The organism is Streptomyces sp. NPDC087787 (genome assembly GCF_044743035.1).
Taxonomy (GTDB): Bacteria; Actinomycetota; Actinomycetes; order Streptomycetales; family Streptomycetaceae; genus Streptomyces.
This window is the reverse complement of record NZ_JBIUVQ010000001.1, coordinates 548,283-570,564: the sequence shown is the minus strand read 5'-3', so window position 1 is coordinate 570,564 and position 22,282 is coordinate 548,283. Positions and strand designations below refer to the sequence as shown.

Annotated in this window: 26 protein-coding genes; 5 read left to right on the top strand and 21 right to left on the bottom strand. The window is 73.5% G+C overall.

Translation table 11 applies throughout. The annotated features are described in order from the left end of the window. Window positions 1-19: 19 nt before the first annotated feature. From lgt to hisI, 11 genes are all read right to left on the bottom strand, one after another. Window positions 20-1,027, bottom strand: a complete 1,008-nt coding sequence (gene lgt / locus ACIOWN_RS02655) for a prolipoprotein diacylglyceryl transferase (RefSeq protein ID WP_362349372.1) — start codon at window positions 1,025-1,027, stop codon at window positions 20-22. An 84-nt stretch (window positions 1,028-1,111) separates the two neighbouring features. Continuing rightward, window positions 1,112-1,888 (bottom strand): thioredoxin domain-containing protein, encoded by a 777-nt coding sequence (locus ACIOWN_RS02650; protein ID WP_362349370.1) that lies wholly within the window; start codon window positions 1,886-1,888, stop codon window positions 1,112-1,114. 89 nt (window positions 1,889-1,977) lie between these two features. Further along, on the bottom strand, window positions 1,978-2,814 hold the full coding sequence (gene trpA, locus ACIOWN_RS02645) for a tryptophan synthase subunit alpha (protein ID WP_401979942.1): 837 nt from the start codon (window positions 2,812-2,814) through the stop codon (window positions 1,978-1,980). Beyond that, on the bottom strand, window positions 2,811-4,094 hold the full coding sequence (gene trpB / locus ACIOWN_RS02640; protein WP_401979939.1) for a tryptophan synthase subunit beta: 1,284 nt from the start codon (window positions 4,092-4,094) through the stop codon (window positions 2,811-2,813). The genes trpA and trpB overlap by 4 nt, the downstream gene beginning before the upstream one ends. 210 nt (window positions 4,095-4,304) lie before the next feature. After that, complete coding sequence (trpM, locus tag ACIOWN_RS02635; RefSeq protein ID WP_100569584.1) at window positions 4,305-4,493, bottom strand: tryptophan biosynthesis modulator TrpM; 189 nt, start codon at window positions 4,491-4,493, stop codon at window positions 4,305-4,307. A 48-nt stretch (window positions 4,494-4,541) separates the two neighbouring features. Further along, a complete protein-coding gene (gene trpC / locus ACIOWN_RS02630; RefSeq protein ID WP_362349365.1) occupies window positions 4,542-5,351 on the bottom strand; it encodes an indole-3-glycerol phosphate synthase TrpC in 810 nt (269 codons plus the stop codon). A gap of 177 nt (window positions 5,352-5,528) precedes the next feature. Then, window positions 5,529-6,029: a DUF2752 domain-containing protein gene (locus tag ACIOWN_RS02625; protein WP_362349363.1), complete on the bottom strand. Its 501-nt coding sequence runs from the start codon at window positions 6,027-6,029 to the stop codon at window positions 5,529-5,531. A gap of 94 nt (window positions 6,030-6,123) precedes the next feature. Then, window positions 6,124-6,369, bottom strand: coding sequence for an HGxxPAAW family protein (locus ACIOWN_RS02620; RefSeq protein ID WP_362349362.1), 246 nt, complete (start codon window positions 6,367-6,369; stop codon window positions 6,124-6,126). 143 nt (window positions 6,370-6,512) lie between these two features. Beyond that, on the bottom strand, window positions 6,513-7,157 hold the full coding sequence (locus ACIOWN_RS02615; RefSeq protein ID WP_401979936.1) for a TIGR02234 family membrane protein: 645 nt from the start codon (window positions 7,155-7,157) through the stop codon (window positions 6,513-6,515). A 61-nt stretch (window positions 7,158-7,218) separates the two neighbouring features. Beyond that, a complete protein-coding gene (locus ACIOWN_RS02610) occupies window positions 7,219-8,718 on the bottom strand; it encodes an anthranilate synthase component I (protein ID WP_362349358.1) in 1,500 nt (499 codons plus the stop codon). An 11-nt stretch (window positions 8,719-8,729) separates the two neighbouring features. Further along, window positions 8,730-9,182 (bottom strand): phosphoribosyl-AMP cyclohydrolase, encoded by a 453-nt coding sequence (gene hisI / locus ACIOWN_RS02605; protein WP_362349356.1) that lies wholly within the window; start codon window positions 9,180-9,182, stop codon window positions 8,730-8,732. Window positions 9,183-9,347: 165 nt separating this feature from the next. On the opposite strand from hisI, the gene ACIOWN_RS02600 reads away from it, so the two are divergent. Next, window positions 9,348-9,983: a TIGR03085 family metal-binding protein gene (locus ACIOWN_RS02600; protein WP_401979932.1), complete on the top strand. Its 636-nt coding sequence runs from the start codon at window positions 9,348-9,350 to the stop codon at window positions 9,981-9,983. Between the two features lie 20 nt (window positions 9,984-10,003). Here the strand turns inward: ACIOWN_RS02600 and ACIOWN_RS02595 are convergent, their stop codons facing one another. The 9 genes from ACIOWN_RS02595 to hisD all read right to left on the bottom strand — a co-directional run bounded on the left by ACIOWN_RS02595 (window position 10,004) and on the right by hisD (window position 17,125). Further along, entirely contained in the window at window positions 10,004-11,260 is a 1,257-nt protein-coding gene (locus ACIOWN_RS02595; protein WP_362349352.1) for an MFS transporter, read from the bottom strand. 21 nt (window positions 11,261-11,281) lie between these two features. Then, the gene (gene hisF / locus ACIOWN_RS02590; protein ID WP_401979929.1) at window positions 11,282-12,037 is read right to left on the bottom strand and encodes an imidazole glycerol phosphate synthase subunit HisF; all 756 of its coding nucleotides are present in this window, start codon (window positions 12,035-12,037) and stop codon (window positions 11,282-11,284) included. Next, a complete protein-coding gene (locus tag ACIOWN_RS02585) occupies window positions 12,034-12,438 on the bottom strand; it encodes a RidA family protein (protein WP_401979926.1) in 405 nt (134 codons plus the stop codon). Before ACIOWN_RS02585 ends, hisF begins: the two co-directional genes overlap by 4 nt. Next, entirely contained in the window at window positions 12,435-13,160 is a 726-nt protein-coding gene (priA, locus tag ACIOWN_RS02580; RefSeq protein WP_326802088.1) for a bifunctional 1-(5-phosphoribosyl)-5-((5-phosphoribosylamino)methylideneamino)imidazole-4-carboxamide isomerase/phosphoribosylanthranilate isomerase PriA, read from the bottom strand. Before priA ends, ACIOWN_RS02585 begins: the two co-directional genes overlap by 4 nt. Before the next feature lie 4 nt (window positions 13,161-13,164). Further along, window positions 13,165-13,812, bottom strand: a complete 648-nt coding sequence (gene hisH, locus ACIOWN_RS02575; RefSeq protein ID WP_401979924.1) for an imidazole glycerol phosphate synthase subunit HisH — start codon at window positions 13,810-13,812, stop codon at window positions 13,165-13,167. Continuing rightward, complete coding sequence (locus tag ACIOWN_RS02570) at window positions 13,803-13,967, bottom strand: hypothetical protein (protein ID WP_199836676.1); 165 nt, start codon at window positions 13,965-13,967, stop codon at window positions 13,803-13,805. Before ACIOWN_RS02570 ends, hisH begins: the two co-directional genes overlap by 10 nt. 121 nt (window positions 13,968-14,088) lie before the next feature. Further along, window positions 14,089-14,691 carry an imidazoleglycerol-phosphate dehydratase HisB gene (gene hisB / locus ACIOWN_RS02565; RefSeq protein ID WP_100569596.1) on the bottom strand — a complete coding sequence of 201 codons (603 nt, stop codon included), beginning with the start codon at window positions 14,689-14,691 and terminating at the stop codon, window positions 14,089-14,091. Further along, a complete protein-coding gene (locus ACIOWN_RS02560; protein ID WP_401979922.1) occupies window positions 14,688-15,803 on the bottom strand; it encodes a histidinol-phosphate transaminase in 1,116 nt (371 codons plus the stop codon). Before ACIOWN_RS02560 ends, hisB begins: the two co-directional genes overlap by 4 nt. Then, window positions 15,800-17,125, bottom strand: coding sequence for a histidinol dehydrogenase (gene hisD / locus ACIOWN_RS02555; protein ID WP_401979920.1), 1,326 nt, complete (start codon window positions 17,123-17,125; stop codon window positions 15,800-15,802). The genes ACIOWN_RS02560 and hisD overlap by 4 nt, the downstream gene beginning before the upstream one ends. Before the next feature lie 194 nt (window positions 17,126-17,319). On the opposite strand from hisD, the gene ACIOWN_RS02550 reads away from it, so the two are divergent. The 4 genes from ACIOWN_RS02550 (at window position 17,320) to ybaK (ending at window position 21,371) form a co-directional block, all read left to right on the top strand. Beyond that, on the top strand, window positions 17,320-18,894 hold the full coding sequence (locus tag ACIOWN_RS02550; RefSeq protein WP_362349342.1) for an oxidoreductase: 1,575 nt from the start codon (window positions 17,320-17,322) through the stop codon (window positions 18,892-18,894). Window positions 18,895-19,048: 154 nt separating this feature from the next. Further along, window positions 19,049-20,095: a hypothetical protein gene (locus ACIOWN_RS02545; protein WP_401979917.1), complete on the top strand. Its 1,047-nt coding sequence runs from the start codon at window positions 19,049-19,051 to the stop codon at window positions 20,093-20,095. Between the two features lie 11 nt (window positions 20,096-20,106). Continuing rightward, window positions 20,107-20,847: an LON peptidase substrate-binding domain-containing protein gene (locus tag ACIOWN_RS02540; RefSeq protein WP_401979915.1), complete on the top strand. Its 741-nt coding sequence runs from the start codon at window positions 20,107-20,109 to the stop codon at window positions 20,845-20,847. Between the two features lie 14 nt (window positions 20,848-20,861). Then, on the top strand, window positions 20,862-21,371 hold the full coding sequence (gene ybaK / locus ACIOWN_RS02535) for a Cys-tRNA(Pro) deacylase (RefSeq protein ID WP_401979912.1): 510 nt from the start codon (window positions 20,862-20,864) through the stop codon (window positions 21,369-21,371). A gap of 102 nt (window positions 21,372-21,473) precedes the next feature. Here ybaK and ACIOWN_RS02530 read toward each other — a convergent pair whose 3' ends face one another. Further along, entirely contained in the window at window positions 21,474-22,271 is a 798-nt protein-coding gene (locus ACIOWN_RS02530; RefSeq protein WP_401979910.1) for a hypothetical protein, read from the bottom strand. Window positions 22,272-22,282 lie beyond the last annotated feature (11 nt).

Below are 22,282 nucleotides of genomic sequence, written 5' to 3'. Positions count from 1 at the left end.
CTGTACGTCCGGCCGGACGTCAGTTCTTGCGAACCGTCCCGGCCCCGTCCTTCGCACCGTCGGCCGCGCCGTCCTGGCCGTCGGGGGACGCGTCGGCGGCCGCGCGCGCGTCCTCGGTGCCCTCCGCGTCGTCCGAGCCCCGCTCCCGCGCGGGCTTCTCGTCCTCGGCGTCCGTGCCGGCCTCGGCCTCGGCGCTCTCCTCGGCGGACGGCAGTTCCGGCTCGACCGTCTCCTCGCGGCCGGGCCGGAGCCGGGCCGAGACGATCATGTAGGCCACGGCCGCGAGGAAGAGGATCAACGCGGTCCAGTTGTTCAGCCGCAGGCCCAGGATGTGGTGGGCCTCGTCGACCCGCATGTACTCGATCCAGAACCGGCCCGCGCAGTACGCGGCGACGTACAGCGCGAACGCCCTTCCGTGACCCAGCTTGAACCGGCGGTCGGCCCAGATCACCAGCAGCGCGACGCCGACGCACCACAGCGACTCGTACAGGAACGTCGGGTGGTAGTACCCCGGCACGCGGCCGTCCGCCGAGGACGTGATGTGCAGCGCCCACGGAACGTGCGTCTCCCGGCCGTACAGCTCCTGGTTGAACCAGTTGCCCCAGCGCCCGAACGCCTGCGCGATCGCCAGTCCGGGGGCCACGGCGTCGGCGTACGGCGGCAGCGCGATGCCCCGGCGGCGGCAGCCGACCCAGGCACCGAGCGCGCCCAGCGCGACGGCCCCCCAGATACCGAGTCCGCCTTCCCAGACCTTGAAGGCGTCGACCCAGTTCCGGCCATCACCGAAATAGAGTTCGTAGTCGGTGATCACGTGGTAGAGGCGACCGCCCACCAGGCCGAACGGGACGGCCCAGACGGCGATGTCCCAGGCGGTGCCCTTCTTGCCGCCACGCGCGACCCACCGGCGGTCGACGATCCAGAGGGCGACGAAGAGGCCGACGAGGATGCTGAAGGCGTAGCCGCGCAGCGGAATGGGACCGAGGTACAGCACACCGCGCGACGGGCTGGGAATGTAGGCAAGTTCCATGGCAGGGTCGACGCTACCGCAGCCGGAGCGGCGCCACGGCAAGCGGCCCGGCTACGGGTCCATAACGGGCGGCTCGTGCCTCACTCATTTGCTGGCGGCCGCTTCCACCATCTGCTTCAGCTTCGCCGGGGTCATCGTCTGGTCCTGGAGGATGTTCTTCCCGTTCAGCAGGACGGTCGGGGTGCCCGAGAAGTTGCCGGACTGGAAGGCCTCGTGGGACTTGTCGACCCAGCTGTCGTGCGTGCCGTCGCGCACGCACTTGTCGAAGGCCGGGGTGTTCAGACCGCTCACCTTGCCCGCGAGCCGGATGAGCTCGTCGTTGTCCGCGAAGGCGTCGTCGGTCTCGTGGGGCTGGTGCTGGTAGAGCACGTCATGGTAGGCGGGGAACTTGCCGGCGTCCTGGGCGCAGGCCGCCGCGTTGGCCGCGCGCAGGGAGCCGGTGCCGCCGAGGTTGCCGTCGATCAGTCTGACCAGGTGGTACTCGACCCTGAGCTTTCCGGCGTCGGTCAGCTCGCGGATCGTCGGCCGGTACATCGTCTCGAAGGACTGGCAGGCCGGGCAGCGGAAGTCCTCCCACACGGTGAGCGTCGACCTGGCTCCGCCTTGGCCGACCGGGATCGCCAGGCTGTCCTTGCCCTGCGCGCCGGAGGGCGCCACGACCGGGCCCGCGGCGCTGCTGCTCTTGTGCTTGCCGGAGTTGGCGGCGACCAGGCCGATCACCGCCGCCAGGCCCAGGACGCAGACGACGGTCGCGGCCACGATCAGCGTCCGCCGCCGCCTCTCCGTGGCCTTCTGCTTCTCGCGCTCGGCCGCCAGACGCTCCCGGGCGCCGCGCTTTCCCTGATGGTTCTTCTCGCTCACACCCCCTGAACGAACCGGGGAGGCGCATTGCGCCTCCCCGGTGCCAGGACCACCCGTTCGGGCGATCGAAGGATGTGCCGCGGCCGTCGTTACGCCGGGCCGCGCACCCCGCTCGCCAGCTCGCCCGCGAGGGCGCGGACGGCCTCGACGCCGGCCGCCGGGTCCGGGGCCTCCAGCATCCGCTTGACGAAGGCCGAACCGACGATCACTCCGTCGGCGAAGCCGGCGACCTCGGCGGCCTGGGCGCGGCCGGACACGCCGAGGCCGACGCAGACGGGCAGGCCGGTGCCGGTGGCCCGGGTGCGTTCCACCAGGTCCTGGGCCTGTGTGCCCACCGACTCACGGGTGCCGGTGACACCCATCAAGGAGGCGGCGTAGACGAATCCGGAGCCGGCCGCGGTGATCTCGGCGAGGCGCTCGTCCCTGCTGCTGGGCGCGACGACGAACACCGTCGCCAGGCCGTGCTTCTCGGCGTGTTCCCGCCACAGGGCCGACTCCTGGACCGGCAGGTCCGGCAGGATGCAGCCGGCGCCGCCCGCCGCGGCCAGCTCGGCGGTGAACCGCTCGACGCCGTAGCGGTCGACGGGGTTCCAGTACGTCATGACGAGCACCGGCTTGCCGGTGGCCGCGTGGGCCTCCTTCACCGTCCGCATGACGTCCGCGATCCTGACGCCGCCGCGCAGCGCGATGTCGTCCGCGGTCTGGATGACCGGACCGTCCAGGACCGGGTCGCTGTGCGGCAGTCCGACCTCGACGACGTCGGCGCCGCCGTCGAAGACGGCCTTGATCGCCTCGATGCCGCCGTCCACGGTCGGGAACCCGGCCGGCAGGTAGGCGATGAGGGCGGACCGGCCCTCCGCCTTGGCGGCGGCCAGGGTGTCGGCCAGCAGCCGGGCCTGTCCACCGGTCGTTGCGGTCCCGCTCACTTGGCGTCCCCCTCGATCTCGGCGGTGTCGGCTTCGTCGGCGGCCACCTCGGCGTCGGTGTCGTACAGGCCGAAGTAGCGGGCGGCGGTGTCCATGTCCTTGTCGCCGCGGCCGGAGAGGTTGACCACGATCAGCCCGTCCTCGCCCAGTTCCCGGCCCACTTCAAGGGCGCCGGCCAGCGCGTGCGCGCTCTCGATCGCCGGGATGATGCCCTCGGTCCGCGACAGCAGGCGCAGCGCCTGCATGGCCGCGTCGTCGGTGATCGCGCGGTACTCGCCGCGGCTGGAGTCCTTGAGGTAGGAGTGCTCGGGGCCGATGCCGGGGTAGTCGAGGCCGGCGGAGATGGAGTACGGCTCGGTGATCTGGCCCTCGTCGTCCTGGAGGACGTAGGAGCGCGAGCCGTGCAGGATGCCGGGCTCGCCCGCGGTCAGGGTGGCCGCGTGCTCGCCGGTGTCGACGCCGTGCCCGGCGGGCTCGCACCCGATGAGGCGGACCCCGCTGTCCGGGATGAAGGCGTGGAAGAGGCCGATGGCGTTGGAGCCGCCGCCGACACAGGCGACGGCCGCGTCGGGCAGGCGCCCGGCGCGCTCGAGGAGCTGGCGGCGCGCCTCGACGCCGATGACCCGGTGGAAGTCGCGGACCATGGCCGGGAAGGGGTGCGGTCCGGCCACGGTCCCGAACAGGTAGTGGGTGTGGTCGACGTTGGCGACCCAGTCGCGGAACGCCTCGTTGATGGCGTCCTTCAGGGTGCGGCTGCCGGACTTCACGGCGACGACCTCGGCGCCGAGCATGCGCATCCGGGCCACGTTCAGGGCCTGCCGCTTCGTGTCGATCTCACCCATGTAGATCGTGCACTGGAGGCCGAAGAGGGCGCAGGCGGTGGCGGTCGCGACACCGTGCTGTCCGGCGCCGGTCTCGGCGATCACCCGGGTCTTGCCCATCCGCCGGGTGAGCAGGGCCTGCCCGAGCACGTTGTTGATCTTGTGGGAGCCGGTGTGGTTGAGGTCCTCGCGCTTGAGGAACACGCGGGCGCCGCCGGCGTGCTCGGCGAAGCGGGGCACCTCGGTGAGGGCGCTGGGGCGGCCGGTGTAGTGGGCGAGCAGGTCGTCGAGCTCGCGGGCGAACTCGGGGTCGGCCTTGGCCTTGTCGTACTCGACGGCGACCTCGTCCACGGCGGCGACGAGCGCCTCCGGGATGAACTTGCCGCCGAACGCGCCGAAGTAGCCCTCGGCGCTCGGCACCTGGCCCTCCGGGTCGGGAATGAAGAACTCGCTGGGCATGCGGATACCTCACAGGGGCGTCTGCCCCGGGATCGGTCGGTCTGGGGGTCACGGTGGTCGCGTGCGCGTGCCGTGCCGCGGGGGTGCGGGCACCGGCGCCGGCGGGCGGGCCACTGGGCCGGCGGCCGGACCGCGGTCGCGGTACGGCGGCCGGGGCCGCGAGCGGCCAGGACCGGGCGACCGGCCTCGGACCGGACGACGCGGTTCAGCTCACCGCTGGTGGCGCGCACGCGGGCGACGCCATCGCATGCCGTTGACCTGGCCCGGTTCGTCGCCGATGACGTACCGCACCCTGCGGCCGTGCACACGGCGTGCGGGCGCGCGGCAGCCCCGGGGCCGGCAGCCGCGCGCGAGGCGGGCGTACGGGTCCCTGGCGGGTTCGGCGATCGGGAGGGTCATCGGGGCACACTCTACCGGCGTACGGCCGCTCGGGTGAGCGGCCGGTGCTCAGCTCCGCCCGTGCCGCAGCGCGGGGTGCGCCCCGGCCGCCACCAGGTCGGCGACCGCCGTCTTCGGGTCGCGGCCGGTGACGAGGGACTCGCCCACCAGGACCGCGTCGGCGCCGGCGTTGGCGTAGGCGATGAGGTCGTGCGGGCCGCGCACCCCGGACTCGGCGATCTTGACGATGCCGTCCGGGATCTCCGGGGCCACCCGCTCGAAGGTGTCGCGGTCGACCTCGAGGGTCTTCAGGTTGCGCGCGTTGACGCCGATCACCTTGGCACCCGCGTCCACCGCGCGCTCGACCTCGTCCTCGTCGTGGACCTCGACGAGCGGGGTGAGTCCGATGGACACCGCGCGCTCGATCAGCGACTCCAGGGCCGGCTGGTCCAGGGCGGCGACGATCAGCAGGGCGAGGTCGGCGCCGTGGGCCCGGGCCTCCCACAGCTGGTACGAGGTGACGATGAAGTCCTTGCGCAGGACCGGGATGTCCACGCGCGCGCGGACCGCCTCCAGGTCGGCCAGCGAGCCGCCGAAGCGGCGCTGTTCGGTCAGCACCGAGATGACGGAGGCGCCGCCCGCCTCGTAGTCCGCGGCGAGCCCGGCCGGGTCGGCGATCGCGGCCAGCGCGCCCTTGGACGGGCTGGAGCGCTTGACCTCGCAGATGACCTTGACGCCTTCGCCGCGCAGCGCGGCCGCGCCGTCCTTGGCCGCGGGTGCCTTCGCCGCGCGCTCCTTGAGCTCGTCGAGGCTGACGCGCGCCTGCCGCTCCGAAAGGTCGGCACGGACTCCGTCGATGATCTCGTCGAGCACACTCACGCGAGCGGCCCCCTTCCGGGCGGTGGACTGTTCCAGCGGGTCTTGCGGCCTCCGGCGGCCCGCCGTGAAACCGATCAGGCGGGCGGGACCGGTGGTACTTGCGATGGTATCCGGAGGCGGGCGCCGACCCCGCATCCGGTGGACGGCGGTCCCACCACCTGGACATACCGTGCCCGATCAGGGATGCAGCCGACCACCGAACGGCAGGTTCCGGACAACGGTGAATGCCAGCGCCAGGGCTCCGAGGCCCCACAGGTGCGCCGGCCCGAGCACGGGACGCGGCGGCCGTCCGCGCGCGGCGCGCAGGGCCCACAGCGTCCAGGCCACGGCGAAGACCAGATAGCCCGTGACGGCCAGGGCGTTGTCGTGCAGGGCCGCTGCGAAGTCCCCGTGGACGAAGGCGTGGGCGCTGCGCAGCCCGCCGCAGCCCGGGCAGTAGACACCGGCATAGCGCAGCAGGGGGCAGACCGGGTAGTGGCCGGGCTGGTTGGGGTCCACGGCCCCGACGTAGGCGAAGGCGCCGGCGACGGCGGTCAGCACCCCGGCGGGGACCGCGAGCCGCCTGAGCACGGCGGTCGCGTGCGAGGGGACGGCGGTGGCGTCCGGGCTGCGCCGGGGACGGGGTACGGGCGTCCGGTCGTGCGTCACCCTCTGGCTGTCGGGGTTCACGCCTCGCATTGTGCCCCGGAGCGGGCGCGCACGCGCGCGCGAGGGGCGGCACCGGGCCGCCCCTGGGGCTGTCGGCTCGAACGGGCCCGCCCCCGCGCGTACCTCAGCTCTCGGCGCGGGCCGCCTCACGCGGGCCGACCTGGTGCACCGGGTGCTCGTTCTTCTGGCCGAGGCCCATCATGCGCATGGTGCCGCCGACGACGCCGCCGGCCAGCACGATCCCCATGCCGAGCCAGAAGCCGACCGGCTGGGCCATCACCATGAAGGCGCCCGCGACGCAGAAACCGATGAAGGCGATGATGACACCGGTCCAGGCGGCCGGGGTGTGACCGTGGCTGCTGCCCGCCATGACTTGCTCCTCGTTGCTGTGTTCTTGTCTGAGCCGGACGCTCGGCTCCATTGTCCCGCACGCGCGCACACGACGTGAGCGGGGGTGGCTCCTTGCGACCGCCGATCGGGCGCGGGCGGGACGTGCGCCCCGGCCGGGTCCGGTCAGGCGGGTCCGGAGCCGGTCGGGTCCTCGCCGCGGTCCAGGGCCTTCCACAGGTCCTCGGGGCGGTCGGGGTCCACCGGGCGGGCCGCGCGGGAGCGGGGGGCGCCGGAGCGCTCGTAGCGGCCGGACATGGCGGGCCACAGGCGGCCGTAGCGCAGGGCGAGCAGGCCGGCCAGGAACAGCAGCACCCCGCCGGCGGCCGCGACGTAGGGCCAGCCGGTGTGGCTCAGCGCGGTGGCGGTCGCGGCGGTGTCGCCGGAGACCTGGGCGGCCTTGTCGTCGAGGGCGGCGCCGCCGGTGGCGCCGAACAGGGCGGCGGCGACCGTGCCCGCGCCGGAGAGCGCGAGCAGCACGGCGACCAGGACGCGGCCGGAGCGGCGGACGGCGAAGACGGCGACGAGCGCGGCCAGGCCCACTATGGCGAGCGCGGCGGGCACGCCGGTGACCTCGCTGCCCCTGGCGGTCAGCGGGAAGGCTCCGCCGGCCACCGTCGCGGTGCCCTCCGCCCAGCGCTGCCGGGTGGCGAGCAGCGCCACGGCCGCGCCGAGCGCGCCGCAGAGCAGGGCGACGGCGAGGCTGCGGCGGCCGGACCGGGCGGGGGCGGCTTCGGAACGGGGGTGAGGTAGGGCAGTCACGTACTCCACTATCGCTCGGACCGCGGGTGTGGCGTCATCCGGGGTTCATGTGGCGGACGTGAGAAACGCCCTACTGTCCCAGCCGGTTCGCGGTGTGCACGGCCCGCAGCACGGCCGCCGCCTTGTTGCGGCACTCGGTGTCCTCGGCCACCGGGTCGGAGTCGGCGACGATGCCGGCGCCCGCCTGGACGTAGGCGGTGCCGTCGCGCAGCAGGGCGGTGCGGATGGCGATGGCGGTGTCGGAGTCGCCGGCGAAGTCCAGGTAGCCCACGCAACCGCCGTACAACCCCCGCCGGGACGGCTCGAGTTCGTCGATGATCTGCATGGCCCGCGGCTTCGGCGCGCCCGACAGGGTGCCGGCCGGGAAGCAGGCGGTCAGCACGTCGAAGGCGGTGCGGCCCGCCGCGACCCGTCCGGTCACGGTGGAGACGATGTGCATGACGTGCGAGTACCGCTCGACGGACATGAAGTCGACGACCTCGACGGAGCCCGGCTCGCAGACCCGGCCCAGGTCGTTGCGCCCGAGGTCGACGAGCATCAGGTGCTCGGCGCGCTCCTTGGGGTCGGCGAGCAGTTCCTCGGCGAGGACCTGGTCCTGCTGCGGGGTGGCGCCGCGCGGCCGGGTGCCGGCGATGGGGTGGACCATGGCCCGCCCGTCCTCGACCTTCACCAGGGCCTCCGGGCTGGATCCGACGACGTCGAATCCGTCGAACCGGAACAGGTACATGTACGGCGAGGGGTTGGTGGCCCTGAGCACCCGGTAGACGTCCAGCGCGCTCGCCGTGCACGGCGTCTCGAAGCGCTGCGAGGGAACGACCTGGAAGGCCTCGCCCGCGCGGATGCGCTCCTTGACGTCCTCCACCGCCGCCCGGAAGTCCTGGCCGCCCCACAGCGCGGTGTACTCGGGCAGTTCGGAGGCCGGCAGCGCGGCGGGCGGCTGGGCGACCGGGCGGGACAGGTCCGCCTCCATGGCGTCCAGGCGGGCCACCGCGTCGGCGTACGCCTCGTCGACGCCGGTGTCCAGGTCGTTGTGGTTGATCGCGTTGGCGATCAGCAGGACCGTGCCGTCCCAGTGGTCGAGGACCGCGAGGTCGGAGGTGAGCAGCATGGTCAGCTCGGGAAGGCGCAGGTCGTCGCGCTCGCCGGGGCCGATCTTCTCCAGGCGGCGCACGACGTCGTAGCCGAGGTAGCCGACCATGCCGCCGGTGAAGGGCGGCAGACCCAGGTCGTGGGCGAGGTCGCGGGGGGTGTGCAGGGTTTCGACGGTGGTGCGCAGGGCGGCGAGCGGGTCGCCCTCGGCGGGGACGCCGACCGGCGGGGTGCCGAGCCAGTGGGCCTGGCCGTCGCGCTCGGTGAGGGTGGCGTCGCTGCGGACGCCGACGAAGGAGTACCGGGACCATGTGAACGCGGAGCGGCCGTTTTCAGCGGACTCCAGCAGGAAGGTGCCGGGGCGTTCGGCGGCGAGCTTGCGGTAGAGCCCGACCGGGGTGTCGCCGTCGGCGAGGAGCTTGCGGGTGACCGGGATGACACGTCGGTCGGTGGCGAGCTTGCGGAACGTCTCGAGGTCCATGGCGGCTGACCCTACTGATCTTCGGTGCCCGCGCCGGAACCGGCGTCCTTCAGCAGGACGTCGGCGTCGAAGCAGGTGCGGTCGCCGGTGTGGCAGGCGGCGCCCACCTGGTCGACCTTGACCAGCACGGTGTCGGCGTCGCAGTCCAGGGCGACGGACTTGACGTGCTGCACGTGTCCGGAGGTGTCTCCCTTGACCCAGTACTCCCCGCGGCTGCGCGACCAGTAGGTGCAGCGGCCGGTGGTCAGCGTGCGGTGCAGCGCCTCGTCGTCCATCCAGCCGAGCATCAGTACCTCGCCGGTGTCGTACTGCTGGGCGATGGCGGGCAGGAGCCCGTCCGCGCTGCGCTTGAGGCGCCGGGCGATCTCCTGGTCGAGGCTGCCGGAGGGACCACTGTGGCGCGAAGCGCCTCGATGAGGAGCGGTGGTCGGGTGAGGGGCGGGAGTGCCGGGCGTGCTGCTCATGGGTGCCATTGTGCCGCGCGGGACCGCGGGCCGGGGCCGCGTTCCAGTGGGTGGGCGCCGCGGTACGAGGGGGTTGCCGCGGGGCGCCTGCGGGGGGTGCCTCGTCGGTGTGAGGCGGCCGGTCGACGGGTGGGCGGACGCGGTACGTGGTCGTAGGCTGACCACATGTCGACCTTTGCCAAGCGTGAACGGCTCCTTCTCGCCGACCTCTTGGAGACCGCCGGTCCTGAGGCGCCGACCCTCTGCGAGGGGTGGCTCACCCGTGATCTGGCGGCGCACGTGGTGGTGCGCGAGCGGCGTCCCGACGCGGCCGGCGGCGTGCTGATCAAGCCGCTGGCGCCGCGCCTCCAGAAGGTGCTGGAGGAGTACGCGGCGAAGCCGTACGAGGAGCTGATCCAGCTGATCCGTACCGGCCCGCCGCGCTTCTCACCCTTCCAGCTCAAGCAGCTCGACGAGGCGGCCAACACCGTCGAGTTCTACGTCCACACCGAGGACGTGCGCCGTGCCCAGCCCGACTGGTCGCCGCGCGACCTCGACCCGGTCTTCCAGGAGACCCTGTGGTCCCGGCTGGAGCGCACCGCCCGGCTGCTGGGCCGGGGCATCCCCACCGGTCTGGTCCTGCGCCGCCCCGACGGCCGCACGGCCGTCGCGCACCGGGGCACGCCGGTGGTGACGGTGACGGGCGAGCCGTCGGAGCTGCTGCTGTTCGCGTTCGGCCGGCAGAGCGCGGCCCGGGTCGAGAAGGCCGGCGACCAGGACGCGATTGCGAAGCTGACGGAGACCAAGCAGCTCGGGCTCTGAACCCGCCGCTCCGGCGGGGTTCAGTGCGGCAGTTCGGCGCGGCGCAGGGCGGGGGCGGCCAGGGCGACGACCCCGCCCAGTGCGCACACCGCCGCGCTGGCGACGAACACCGGGCCGGTCCCCCAGGCCCCGATCGCGGCGGCCGACAGCGGCATGCCGAGCGGGGCGAGACCCAGGCTGACCAGACCGGCCACGGCGGTGACCCGGCCGAGGTAGGCGGGTTCGGACTGGGTCTGCAGCAGCGCGCCGCACAGGGCGCCGCTGAGCCCGGTGAGGAGGCCGGCGAGCACGGCCACCCCGGCGGCGCCGAGGACGTTCGGTACGTAAGCGAGGGCGCCGACAGCCGCGGAGCCGGCGAAGATCGCGCAGCCGGCCAGGCTGCCCGCGCGGGGCAGCCGTCCGCGTACGGTCAGCAGCAGGGAGACGGCGCCGGCGCCGACGCTGAACCCGGCCAGCACCCAGCCCATGCCGGAGGCGCCCCAGCCGCGCTGGTCGGCGAGCAGGGCCAGGCCCACGTTGAGCGGGCCGGTGAAGCCGAGGTCGCCGAGGGCGATGGCCAGCATCAGCGGGGCGAGGACGCGGTGGTGGCGGATGTACCGCAGGCCGCCCACCAGGTCCCGCCAGGCCGTGGAGTCGTCGGCGCCGGCGGTGTCGTCCGGCGGCAGCTCTCCGACCCGCACGGAGAGCAGCAGCGGCACGGACACGGCGATCAGCAGCCCGGCGATCCCGAACGCCGCGGCGGCGCCCCCGAGGGCGACGCCGAGACCGCCGAGCGGGGCGCCGACGATGCTCGCGAAGCGGATCGCCAGCCCGCGCATGCCCTGCACGCGCGCGAGCTGGCCCCGGCTCGTCACACGCGCGGGCAGGGCGCCCACGGCGGGCATGAACACGGCGTCCACGGCACCGAAGACCAGGGCGAGCGCGGCCAGCGGCCACAGGCCGGGACCGGCGAGCCACAGCAGCGCCGCCACGCCGAGCACGGCCGCGCAGCGCACCACATCGCTGCCGATGACGACCCTGCGCGGCCCGAGCCGGTCGGCGATCACTCCCCCGCCCAGCATCAGCAGGGCCCTGGGCAGGGCGCTGACCGCCATCACGACCCCGGCCTGCGCGGGCGACCCGGCACGGACGGCCGCCCAGGCCAGGGCGAGGTAGTAGACGTTGTCGCCCACCATCGAGGCGGTGTAGGCACCGAGCCACCGCAGGACGTTGCCGTCACGGTGGGCGGGACGCTCGACGGCGAGTGCCTCTGCGGAAGCCGCGGAGACGGTGGTCACGTGAGTGGCCTCTCTGCAGGACTACCGGACGGGGTGCCCCGCCTCCCGCAGGCTCTCCTTGACCTGGCCGATGCGCAGGTCGCCGAAGTGGAAGACCGAGGCGGCCAGGACCGCGTCCGCGCCCGCCGTGACGGCCGGGGCGAAGTCGGCGAGCCTGCCGGCGCCGCCCGAGGCGATCACCGGTACCGTCACGTGCTTGCGGACGGCCGCGATCATCTCCAGGTCGTAGCCGTCCTTCGTGCCGTCCGCGTCCATCGAGTTGAGCAGGATCTCGCCCGCGCCCAGCTCCGCCGCCCGGTGCGCCCACTCCACCGCGTCGATGCCGGTGCCCCGGCGGCCGCCGTGGGTGGTCACCTCGAAGCTCCCGGACGGGGTGCGGCGGGCGTCCACCGACAGGACCAGCACCTGGCGGCCGAAGCGCTCGGCGATCTCCCGGATCAGCTCCGGGCGGGCGATCGCGGCCGTGTTGACACCCACCTTGTCCGCGCCCGCCCGCAGCAGCCGGTCCACGTCCTCGGTGGTGCGGACGCCGCCGCCCACCGTCAGCGGGATGAACACCTGCTCGGCGGTGCGGCGCACCACGTCGTACGTCGTCTCCCGGTCGCCCGAGGACGCGGTGATGTCCAGGAACGTCAACTCGTCGGCGCCCTCGGCGTCGTACACCTTGGCCATCTCGACGGGGTCGCCGGCGTCGCGCAGGTTCTGGAAGTTGACGCCCTTGACCACCCGGCCGCCGTCCACGTCCAGGCAGGGGATGACTCGGACCGCCAGGGTCATGAATCCACGGCTCCTCTGTATGCCTCTAGCTCGATCTCGACCAGGATGCGCGGATCCACGAAGCCCTCGACCACCAGCAGGGTCGAGACCGGACGCACCGAGTCGAACAGTTCCTTGTGGGCCCTGCCCACCTCGTCCACGTCCCGCAGATGGGTCAGGTACATCCGGGTGCGGACCACCGCGTCGGGGCCCAGCCCGAACTCGGTGATCGCGTCCAGCGCGCTGGTGAACGCGACCTTCGCCTGCTCGTACGGATCGCCCTCCCCGTACAGCACGGGGCCCTTGAAGGCCGTCGTACCGGCCACCAGGACCCGGTCACCCGCCGCGACGGCGCGCGCGTAACCGAACGTCTCTTCCCAAGGACTTCCGCTCAACACGCGCCGTACGGCTTCCGACGTCATGACGCCACTGCCTCCAAGGCCTCTTCCAGGGTGAACGCCTTCGCATACAGGGCCTTCCCGACAATGGCGCCCTCGACACCGAGCGGCACGAGGCCGGCCAGCGCCCGCAGGTCGTCGAGCGAGGAGACGCCGCCCGACGCCACCACCGGACGGTCGGTGGCCGCGCAGACGTTCTTCAGCAGCTCCAGGTTGGGGCCCTGGAGGGTGCCGTCCTTGGCGATGTCGGTGACGACGTAGCGGGCGCAGCCCTCCTTGTCGAGGCGCTCCAGCGTCTCGTACAGGTCGCCGCCGTCGCGGGTCCAGCCGCGGCCGCGCAGCGTGGTGCCCCGCACGTCCAGGCCGACCGCGATCCGGTCGCCGTACTGGCCGATGACCTTGGCGACCCACTCGGGGGACTCCAGGGCGGCGGTGCCGAGGTTCACGCGGGTGCAGCCGGTGGCCAGGGCGGCGGCGAGGGTGTCGTCGTCGCGGATGCCACCGGACAGCTCCACCTTGATGTCCATGGCGCGGGCGACCTCGGAGATCAGCTCGCGGTTGTCGCCGGTTCCGAACGCGGCGTCCAGGTCCACCAGGTGCAGCCACTCGGCGCCCGCGCGCTGCCAGGCCAGGGCGGCCTCCAGCGGGGCGCCGTAGGAGGTCTCCGTGCCGGACTCGCCGTGCACGAGGCGCACGGCCTGGCCGTCGCGGACGTCGACGGCGGGGAGGAGTTCGAGCTTGGCCATGTCTCTACAGGGTTCCGATCCAGTTGGTGAGCAGCTGCGCTCCGGCGTCGCCGGACTTCTCGGGGTGGAACTGGGTGGCCCACAGGGCGTCGTTCTCCACGGCGGCCACGAAGGGCTTGCCGTGCGTCGCCCAGGTCACCCTGGGGGCGCGCAGCGCCGGGTTGTGGGTCTCGAGGCGCCAGTCGTGGACGGCGTAGGAGTGCACGAAGTAGAAGCGGGCGTCCTCGTCCAGGCCGGCGAACAGCTCCGAGCCGGCCGGCGCCTGCACGGTGTTCCAGCCCATGTGGGGCACGACGTCCGCCTGGAGCGGCTCGACCGTGCCGGGCCACTCGTCCAGGCCGTCGGCCTCCACCCCGTGCTCGATGCCGCGCGCGAAGAGGACCTGCATGCCGACGCAGACGCCCATGACCGGGCGCCCGCCGGACAGCCGGCGGTCGATGATCCAGTCGCCGCGCACGTCCTTCAGTCCGCGCATGCAGGCGGCGAAGGCGCCCACGCCCGGCACCAGCAGACCTTCGGCGTTCATCGCCGCGTCGTAGTCGCCGGTGATCTCGACGTCGGCTCCCGCGCGGGCGAGGGCCCGCTCGGCCGAACGGACGTTGCCGAAGCCGTAGTCGAGGACCACGACCTTTTTACCGGTGCTCAACTCCACACCCCCAGCCGCATCACGCCCGCGACGAGGCACATCGCCGCGCCGATGGACAGCAGCACGATGAGGCTCTTCGGCATCTGCTGCTTGACGAAGGAGATGATGCCGCCGAGCAGGAACAGCCCGACGACGATCAGCAGGGTCGACAGGCCGGTCACAGTGCCCCTCCGTTCGCTTCTCCGCCCGCGCGGCGCAGAGGCGCGGCCATCTCCCTCAGTGCCTTGACGGCCTGGGAGGTGCCCCCAGCCGTCTGCGGCCCGGCGGCCGCGCGTGCGTCGCTCACAGGGCGCCCTTCGTGGAGGGGATGATGCCGGCCGCGCGCGTGTCGCGCTCGGACGCGTACCGCAGCGCCCGGGCCAGGGCCTTGAACTGGCACTCCACGATGTGGTGCGCGTTGCGCCCGTAGGGCACGTGCACGTGCAGCGCGATCTGCGCCTGGGCGACGAAGGACTCCAGGATGTGGCGGGTCATCGTGGTGTCGTACTCGCCGATCATCGGCGCCATGTTCTCGGGCTCGGTGTGCACGAGGTACGGGCGGCCGGACAGGTCGACGGTGACCTGGGCGAGCGACTCGTCCAGCGGGACCGTGCAGTTGCCGAAGCGGTAGATGCCCACCTTGTCGCCGAGCGCCTGCTTGAAGGCGGCGCCCAGCGCGAGGGCGGTGTCCTCGATGGTGTGGTGGGAGTCGATGTGCAGATCGCCGTCGGTCTTCACGGTCAGGTCGAACAGACCGTGCCGGCCGAGCTGGTCGAGCATGTGGTCGTAGAAGCCGACGCCGGTGGCGATGTCGGTCCTGCCGGTGCCGTCGAGGCCGATCTCGACCAGGACCGAGGTCTCCTTGGTGGTGCGCTCGACCCTGCCGACGCGTCCCTCGCGAGTCATCCGCTCTGCTCCTGTTCCTTCTTCAGTTCCCGTACCGCGTCGAGGAACGCGTCGTTCTCCTGGGGCGTTCCGGCGGTGACCCGCAGCCACCCCGGTACGCCGTTGTCCCGGACCAGGACGCCCCGGTCCAGGATCCGCCGCCAGGCGGTGTGGGCGTCCTCGAACCGCCCGAACTGGATGAAGTTGGCGTCCGACTCGACCACGTCGTAGCCGATCGCGCGCAGTTCGCCGACGAGCCGGTCCCGTTCGGCCTTCAGCTGCTCGACATAGCCGAGCAGCGTGTCGGTGTGCTCCAGGGCGGCCAGCGCCGTCGCCTGGGTGATCGCCGAGAGGTGGTACGGCAGCCGGACCAGCTGCACGGCGTCCACCACCGCCGGGTGCGCCGCGAGGTAGCCGAGGCGCAGTCCGGCGGCGCCGAACGCCTTGGACATGGTGCGGGAGACGACCAGGTGCGGCCGGTCCTGGAGCAGCGGCAGCAGCGAGGCGCCGTGGCTGAACTCGATGTACGCCTCGTCCACGACCACCATGGACGGCTTGGCCGCCTGCGCCGCCTCGTACAGCGCGAGGACCGTCGACGGCGGCACCGCGTTGCCGGTGGGGTTGTTGGGGGTGGTGACGAAGACGACGTCCGGTCGGTGCTCCGCGATCGCCCGCTCGGCGGCGGCGAGGTCGATCGTGAAGTCCTCGCGGCGCGGCCCGGAGATCCAGCCCGTGCCCGTGCCGCGCGCGATGAGCGCGTGCATGGAGTACGAGGGCTCGAAGCCGATCGCGGTACGGCCCGGACCGCCGAAGGTCTGCAGCAGTTGCTGCATGACCTCGTTGGAGCCGTTGGCCGCCCAGACGTTCTCGACGCCGACCCGGTGGCCGCCCGTCCTCGTCAGGTACGCGGCGAGCTCGGTACGCAGCTCCACCGCGTCCCGGTCGGGATAGCGGTTGAGGTGGCGGGCCGCCTCGCGCACCCGCTGGGTGATCCGCTCGACCAGCGGCTCGGGCAGCGGGTAGGGGTTCTCGTTCGTGTTCAGCCGTACGGGGACGTCCAGCTGGGGCGCGCCGTAGGGGGACTTGCCGCGCAGCTCGTCCCGTACGGGAAGATCGTCGATTCCGAAGCTCACTTGCTCGTCGGTACCTTCCAGCCGAACCTCGCCTTGATCGCCGCGCCGTGCGCGGGCAGGTCCTCCGCCTCCGCCAGTGTCACCACGTGGTGGGCGACCTCGGCGAGGGCGTCCTCGGTGTAGTCCACGATGTGGATGCCGCGCAGGAAGGACTGGACGGACAGGCCCGAGGAGTGGCAGGCGCAGCCGCCGGTGGGCAGCACGTGGTTGGACCCGGCCGCGTAGTCGCCGAGCGAGACCGGCGCCCAGGGGCCGACGAAGACCGCGCCGGCGTTGCGCACCCGGTCGGCGACCGCGGCCGCGTCGGCCGTCTGGATCTCCAGGTGCTCGGCGCCGTATGCGTCGACCACCCTCAGGCCCGCGTCGAGGCTGTCGACCAGGACGATCGCGGACTGCTTGCCGGACAGGGCCGGGCGGATCCGGTCCTCGATGTGCTTGGTCGCCGCGACCTGCGGCTCCAGCTCCTTCTCGACCGCGTCCGCGAGCTCCGCGGAGTCGGTGACCAGGACGGCGGCGGCCAGCGGGTCGTGCTCGGCCTGACTGATCAGGTCGGACGCGACGTGCACCGGGTCGGCGCCGGCGTCCGCGAGGATCGCGATCTCGGTGGGGCCGGCCTCGGTGTCGATGCCGATCCTGCCGGTGAAGTAGCGCTTGGCGGCGGCGACCCAGATGTTGCCGGGGCCGGTGACCATGTTCGCGGGCGGGCAGGACTCGGTGCCGTACGCGAACATCGCGACGGCGTGGGCACCGCCGGCCGCGTACACCTCGTCGACGCCCAGCAGGGCGCAGGCGGCGAGGATCGTCGGGTGCGGCAGCCCTCCGAACTCGGCCTGGGGAGGCGAGGCGAGCGCGATCGACTCCACGCCGGACTCCTGCGCGGGCACGACGTTCATGACCACGGAGGACGGGTAGACCGACCGGCCGCCCGGCGCGTACAGCCCGACACGCTCGACCGGCACCCACTTCTCGGTCACCGAGCCGCCGGGCACCACCTGGGTGGTGTGCGAGGCGCGGCGCTGCTCGCGGTGGACGAGCCGGGCGCGCCGGACGGACTCCTCCAGCGCCGCGCGCACGGCCGGGTCGAGCTGCTCCAGCGCGTCCTTGAGTGCCTGGGCGGGAACCCGCACCGACTCCAGCCGCACGCCGTCGAACCGCTCGGCGAAGTCGATCAGCGCCGCGTCGCCACGATGATGCACGGCCTCGCAGATCGGACGCACCTTCTCCAGGGCGGCCGAGACGTCGAAGTCGGCTCGGGGCAGCAGGTCGCGCAGGGCGGGGCCCTCGGGGAGGGCGTCGCCGCGCAGATCGATTCGGGAGATCACGGTGTCAATTCTCTCAGACCGCGCGCGGACACTGTCCGTCCGTATCAGTGACTGATACGGACCGCCGTGTCGGGGGCTGGTGCGGGGCACGGAAGGAGCCGCTCGCATTTCGTGTTCAGAGCGTCACCGATCGGGCATGACCGGTTGTACGAAGCGTAGTCATCCCGCGAGCAGCCGGGGAGGGAGGGAGGATCGTGACGGAGGGGGCCGACTTGCACTCCGGGGACCTGTCCGACGACCTGACCGCCACCGAGGCGGGAATGTGGCAGGCCTTCCGCAACGGCAGCGTGTACGACCTGCGCAGCGGTGACGCCGTGGTGGACGATCCGCACGGCGGGCATCCGTGGGGGCCCGAGCGGACCGTGCGGGCGCGCGTCGTGTGCTGGCTGCTCCTCGACGGGCCGCCCGCGCTCGCCGGGCGCGTGTCGTCCCTGAAGCTCCGCGGCCTGCGGATCACGGACGCGTTGGACCTCGCCGGGGGCGCGGTGCTGCCGTACGTGGAGCTGAACGGCTGCCGGTTCGACCAGGAGGTGCTGCTGCCGGAGGCGCGCTTCACCACTGTGCGGCTGGTGGACTGCGCGGTGCCGCGGCTGGAGGCGGCCCGGGTGCGCACCGAGGGCGATCTGCATCTGCCGCGCTGCCGGTTCACCGGCGGGATACGGCTGACCGACGCGCACATCGGCACGGACCTGCTGCTCAGCCAGGCGGTCGTGCACCGGGACCGGGGCGGCCGTTCGATCGCCGCCGACGGGATGACGGTGGGCCAGGACCTCCAGGCGGAGCTGCTGGAGTCGTACGGCGAGTTCAGTCTGCGCAGCGCGAAGATCGGCGTCTCGCTGAGCCTGCGCGGCGCCCGGCTGGCGAACCCGCGGGAGCGGTTCGCGCTGAACGCGCCGCAGCTCACCGTCGAGCGCACCCTGTACCTCACCCCGGCGGGCGTGGGCGGCCCGCTGAGCGGGGTGACGCCCGCGCGCGGGACCCGGATCCAGCCCTTCGAGTGCCGGGGCGGGGTGCGTCTGGACGACGGGCGGTTCGGCGACGCGGTCGATCTGGAGCGGGCCCGTTTCACCCTCACGGACGAACAGGTGCTGTCGCTGCGCCGGGTGCAGACACCGGAGCTGCGCTTCCTCGGGGAGCCACCCCTGCGCGGGCAGGTGCTGCTGTCCGGGGCGCGGGTCGTGACCCTCGTCGACCGGGCGAGCAGCTGGCCCGGCCCGGGCAGTCTGCACATGGGCGGCTTCGTCTACGAGAACCTGGTGCCGCGGGGCCCGTTCCCGCTGGCCGAGCGGCTGGACTGGGTGGCGGCGGCGACCGCCGAGTACAACCCGGAGCCGTACGAGCGGCTGGCCGCGGTGCTGCGGGAGGCGGGCGAGGACGTGGACGCGCGCGAGGTGCTGCTCGCCAAGCAGCGGCGCCGCCGCGAGACCCTGCCGCTCGCCGCCAAGCTGGTGGGCTACGTCCAGGACTGGACGGTGGCCTACGGGTACCGGCCGGGCCGGGCCGCGGTGTGGATGGCGGTGCTGTGGGCGGCCGGTTCGCTGGCCTTCGCGCGCCTGGGCCCGCCGCCTGCCGACCCGGGCGGCCACCCGGAGTGGAACCCCGCCCTGTTCGCCCTCGACCTGCTGCTGCCGGTCGTCGACCTGGGCCAGGCGGACCAGTGGCAGCTGCGCGGCGGCTGGCAGTGGCTCGCCGCGGCGCTGATCGTGGTCGGCTGGATCCTGGCCACGACGGTGGCGGCGGGCGCGACACGGCTGCTGCGGCGGAACTAGGGCACTCTGATGTGGATCCGGCCGGGCTCGCGGGCCCCGGCAGCGTGCGGACAGTTGTTGAAACCGGCACCTTTTACTCGACCTTGACCATCCCGCGTACAACTTTCCGCTCCTTGCCCGAACCCCCTGGCGCGCGTGCGACCTGCGTCTTTCAATGGTCGGCACCATGGCATCGCTGCCCGCGTTCATCCGCCCTGCCCGGATGACAAGAACCGTCCCCAGCCCCGCCGCCGGGTTCACCGCCGCCGGGCTCACCTCCGACGACGAGGTCCTCCTCGACGTGCCGGACGAACCTCTCGGCCCGGCGCTGGTCGCCGCCGCCCAGGGCGCGTACCGGCCCGCCGCGGCGCTGCTCGCCGGTACCCGGGAGGGGGCCCGCTGGGAGGAGCGCGACCGGTACACGACACGGCTGGCCGCCATCGCCCGCTCCCGGCCGGAGTGGCTGGACGCCTGGCTCGCCACCGCCCCGCACGACCCGGACGCGCTGCTGGTCGCCGCCCAGCTCGCGGTCGACCGCGCCTGGCCCTCGCCCGCGCGGGCCGAGCTGCTGCGCGGCGTCAGCCCCCTGATCACGGCCGCCGCACGCGCCGACGCCCGCGACCCGGTGCCGTGGCGGGTCGCGCTGGACCACGCGCGCAGCAGCCGCGCCGGGCACCGCTACTTCGAGGAGCTGTGGGAGGCCGCGGTCCGCCGCGCCCCGCACCACTACGGCTGCCATGTGGCCGCCCTGCGCTATCTGGCCACCTCCTGGCACGGCTCGCACCGCGAGTGCTTCGACTTCGCCGACACGGCCGCCCAGGACGCCCCGGCCGGCGCGCTCGTCCAGGCGCTGCCCGTGCGGGCCGCCTACGCCTGTCTGACCGACGGCTGCGGGCCCCGGGTGCCGCGGGCCCGGCTGCACGCGGCGGCCGACCGGGCGATCGTGTTCTCCGCCCGCTTCCCTGCGGCCGTGCCCTGGCCCGCGGAGATACGCAACCTGCTGACCTGCGTCCTGCTGCGGCTGGAGCGCCCCGAGGACGCCCTCGTGCAACTGCGCCTCATCGGCCCGTACGCCACCTCCTTCCCCTGGGAGCGGCAGTCGGACGACCCGCTGGGGTTCTTCCTGGGACTGCGCGCCGACCTGGGGGCGGCACCGCCTGCGCAGCCCTCCCGGCGCCCGCGATACGGGCTCGGCGGACGCGCCCGTCGCGGCGAGCATTAGGCTTTTGCGCCGTGACCACCGTCCGCCTTCCGCTCTTCCCCCTGAACACGGTGCTGTTCCCGGGGCTGGTGCTGCCCCTGAACGTCTTCGAGGAGCGCTACCGCGCCATGATGCGCGCGCTGCTGAAGACGCCCGAGGACGAACCGCGCCGGTTCGCCGTCGTGGCGATCCGCGACGGCCACGAAGTGGCCGAGAGCGCCCCCGGCATGCCCGATCCGACCGCACGGATCGAACGCGGCCCCGCCGCCGGCTTCGGCACCGACCCGGCCAAGGCCTTCCACTCCGTGGGCTGTGTGGCGGACGCGGCGACGATCCGGGAGCGGGCCGACGGCACCTTCGAGGTGCTGGCCACGGGCACGACCCGGGTCCGGCTGCTGTCCGTGGACGCCTCCGGTCCGTATCTCGTGGCGGAGCTGCGGGAGCTGGCCGAGGAGCCCGGCGACGAGGCGGGCGCGCTGGCCGAGGGGGTGCTGCGGTCCTTCCGCCAGTACCAGAAGCGGCTGGCGGGCGCGCGGGAGCGGTCGCTGTCGACCGCCGCGGAGCTGCCGGACGAGCCGAGCGTGGTGTCGTACCTGGTGGCGGCGGCGATGATGCTCGACATTCCGACGAAGCAGCGGCTGCTCCAGGCCCCCGACGTCTCCTTCCGGCTGCGCGACGAGCTGAAACTCCTGCGCAGGGAGACGGCGATCCTCCGTAGTCTGCCGTCGTTGCCGGCCGCGGAGCTGACCCGCGGGCCGACGAGTCTCAACTGAAGGAACGGGTCGGGATGGCCAAGAAGGCGAAGAAGCAGCAGGACAAAGGGGCGGGGGGCACCCCGGCGACGGTGGCGCTGACCGCGGCGGGCGTGCGCTACACCGTGCACTCCTACGACCACGACCCCTCCCACCCCTCCTACGGCGAGGAGGCGGCCGAGGCGATGGGCGTCTCCCCGGACCGGGTCTTCAAGACGCTGGTGGCGGACGTCGACGGAGCCCTGACGGTGGCCGTGGTGCCGGTCGCGGGCTCCCTGGACCTCAAGGCCCTGGCGGCGGCGGTCGGCGGCAAGCGGGCGGCGATGGCCGACCCGGCCCTCGCGGAGCGCACCACCGGCTATGTCCGCGGCGGCATCTCCCCCCTCGGCCAGCGCAAGAGGCTCCCCACGGTCCTGGACGACTCGGCCCCCGCCCACACCACCATCTGCGTCTCGGCGGGCCGCCGCGGCCTGGAGGTCGAACTGTCCCCGGACGACCTGGCGGGTCTCACCGGCGCCGTCCTCGCCCCTATCGGGCGCAGCTGACCGTCCCCGCCCGGCCACCGCGCCGGCCGGGCGGGACCGGCTGAGGCCCGTCCTGCCGCCCGCCCGCGTCCGCCCCGCGGCCTCCGTGAGCCGGACCGGGCCCTAGGGCGCCGAGGACTCCCCGTGCCCGTGGGCGCCGTCTCCGGGCGCGGCGTCCCCGTACGCGCTGTCTCCGTGCGCCCCGCCCACGTACATCTCCGGGTCCCGCGGCCCGAACAGGGCCGTCATCCCCAGGTGGACGAGCAGCGTGGCCAGCGGCCAGGCCAGCAGCGCCCCCTTGGCGTCGAGCTTCAGCGGCGCCGGGAACGTCGCTCCCTTGCCCACCGCCTTGGCGTGGACGATCACGTCCTGCTCGGGTCCGAGCCACACCCCGAGCCGCCACGCCAGCAGCGACCCGAGCAGTCCTCCGACGCACAGGGCCACCACCAGCGGGACACCGCCGCGCCTGCGCACCAGGAAGACGGCCGTCGCGCACACCACGCCGAAGGCCAGGGCGAGCAGCGTGAACGTGCCGTCCACGCCGATCGCCTGCTCACCCTCGGTGTCCTTGAGGTAGACGACCCAGTTGTTCCCGGACACCTCGGCGATCAGCGGCACCTTCGGTGCCAGCCGCAGCCAGAGCAGTCCCAGCGGCACCCCGCAGAGCGCCACGGCGACCAGGACGACGACGGCCTCCCGGATCTCGGCCGCCCATCCGGGCCCGTCCTGTTCGTAGAGGCTCAGCGGCCGGGTGGGCGGCGGCACCTGCCAGGACTGGACCGGCCCCGGCAGCGGGGCCTGCCCGGACCCCGACGCCCCCGAGGGCCCCGCCGACGCCGAGGACTCGGAGGGCCCGGAGGAGCCGGAAGGCTGTGAGGAGCGCCGGTGCGGCGGTGGTGGCGGAGTCAACGGAGCTGTCACCTTGTCATCGT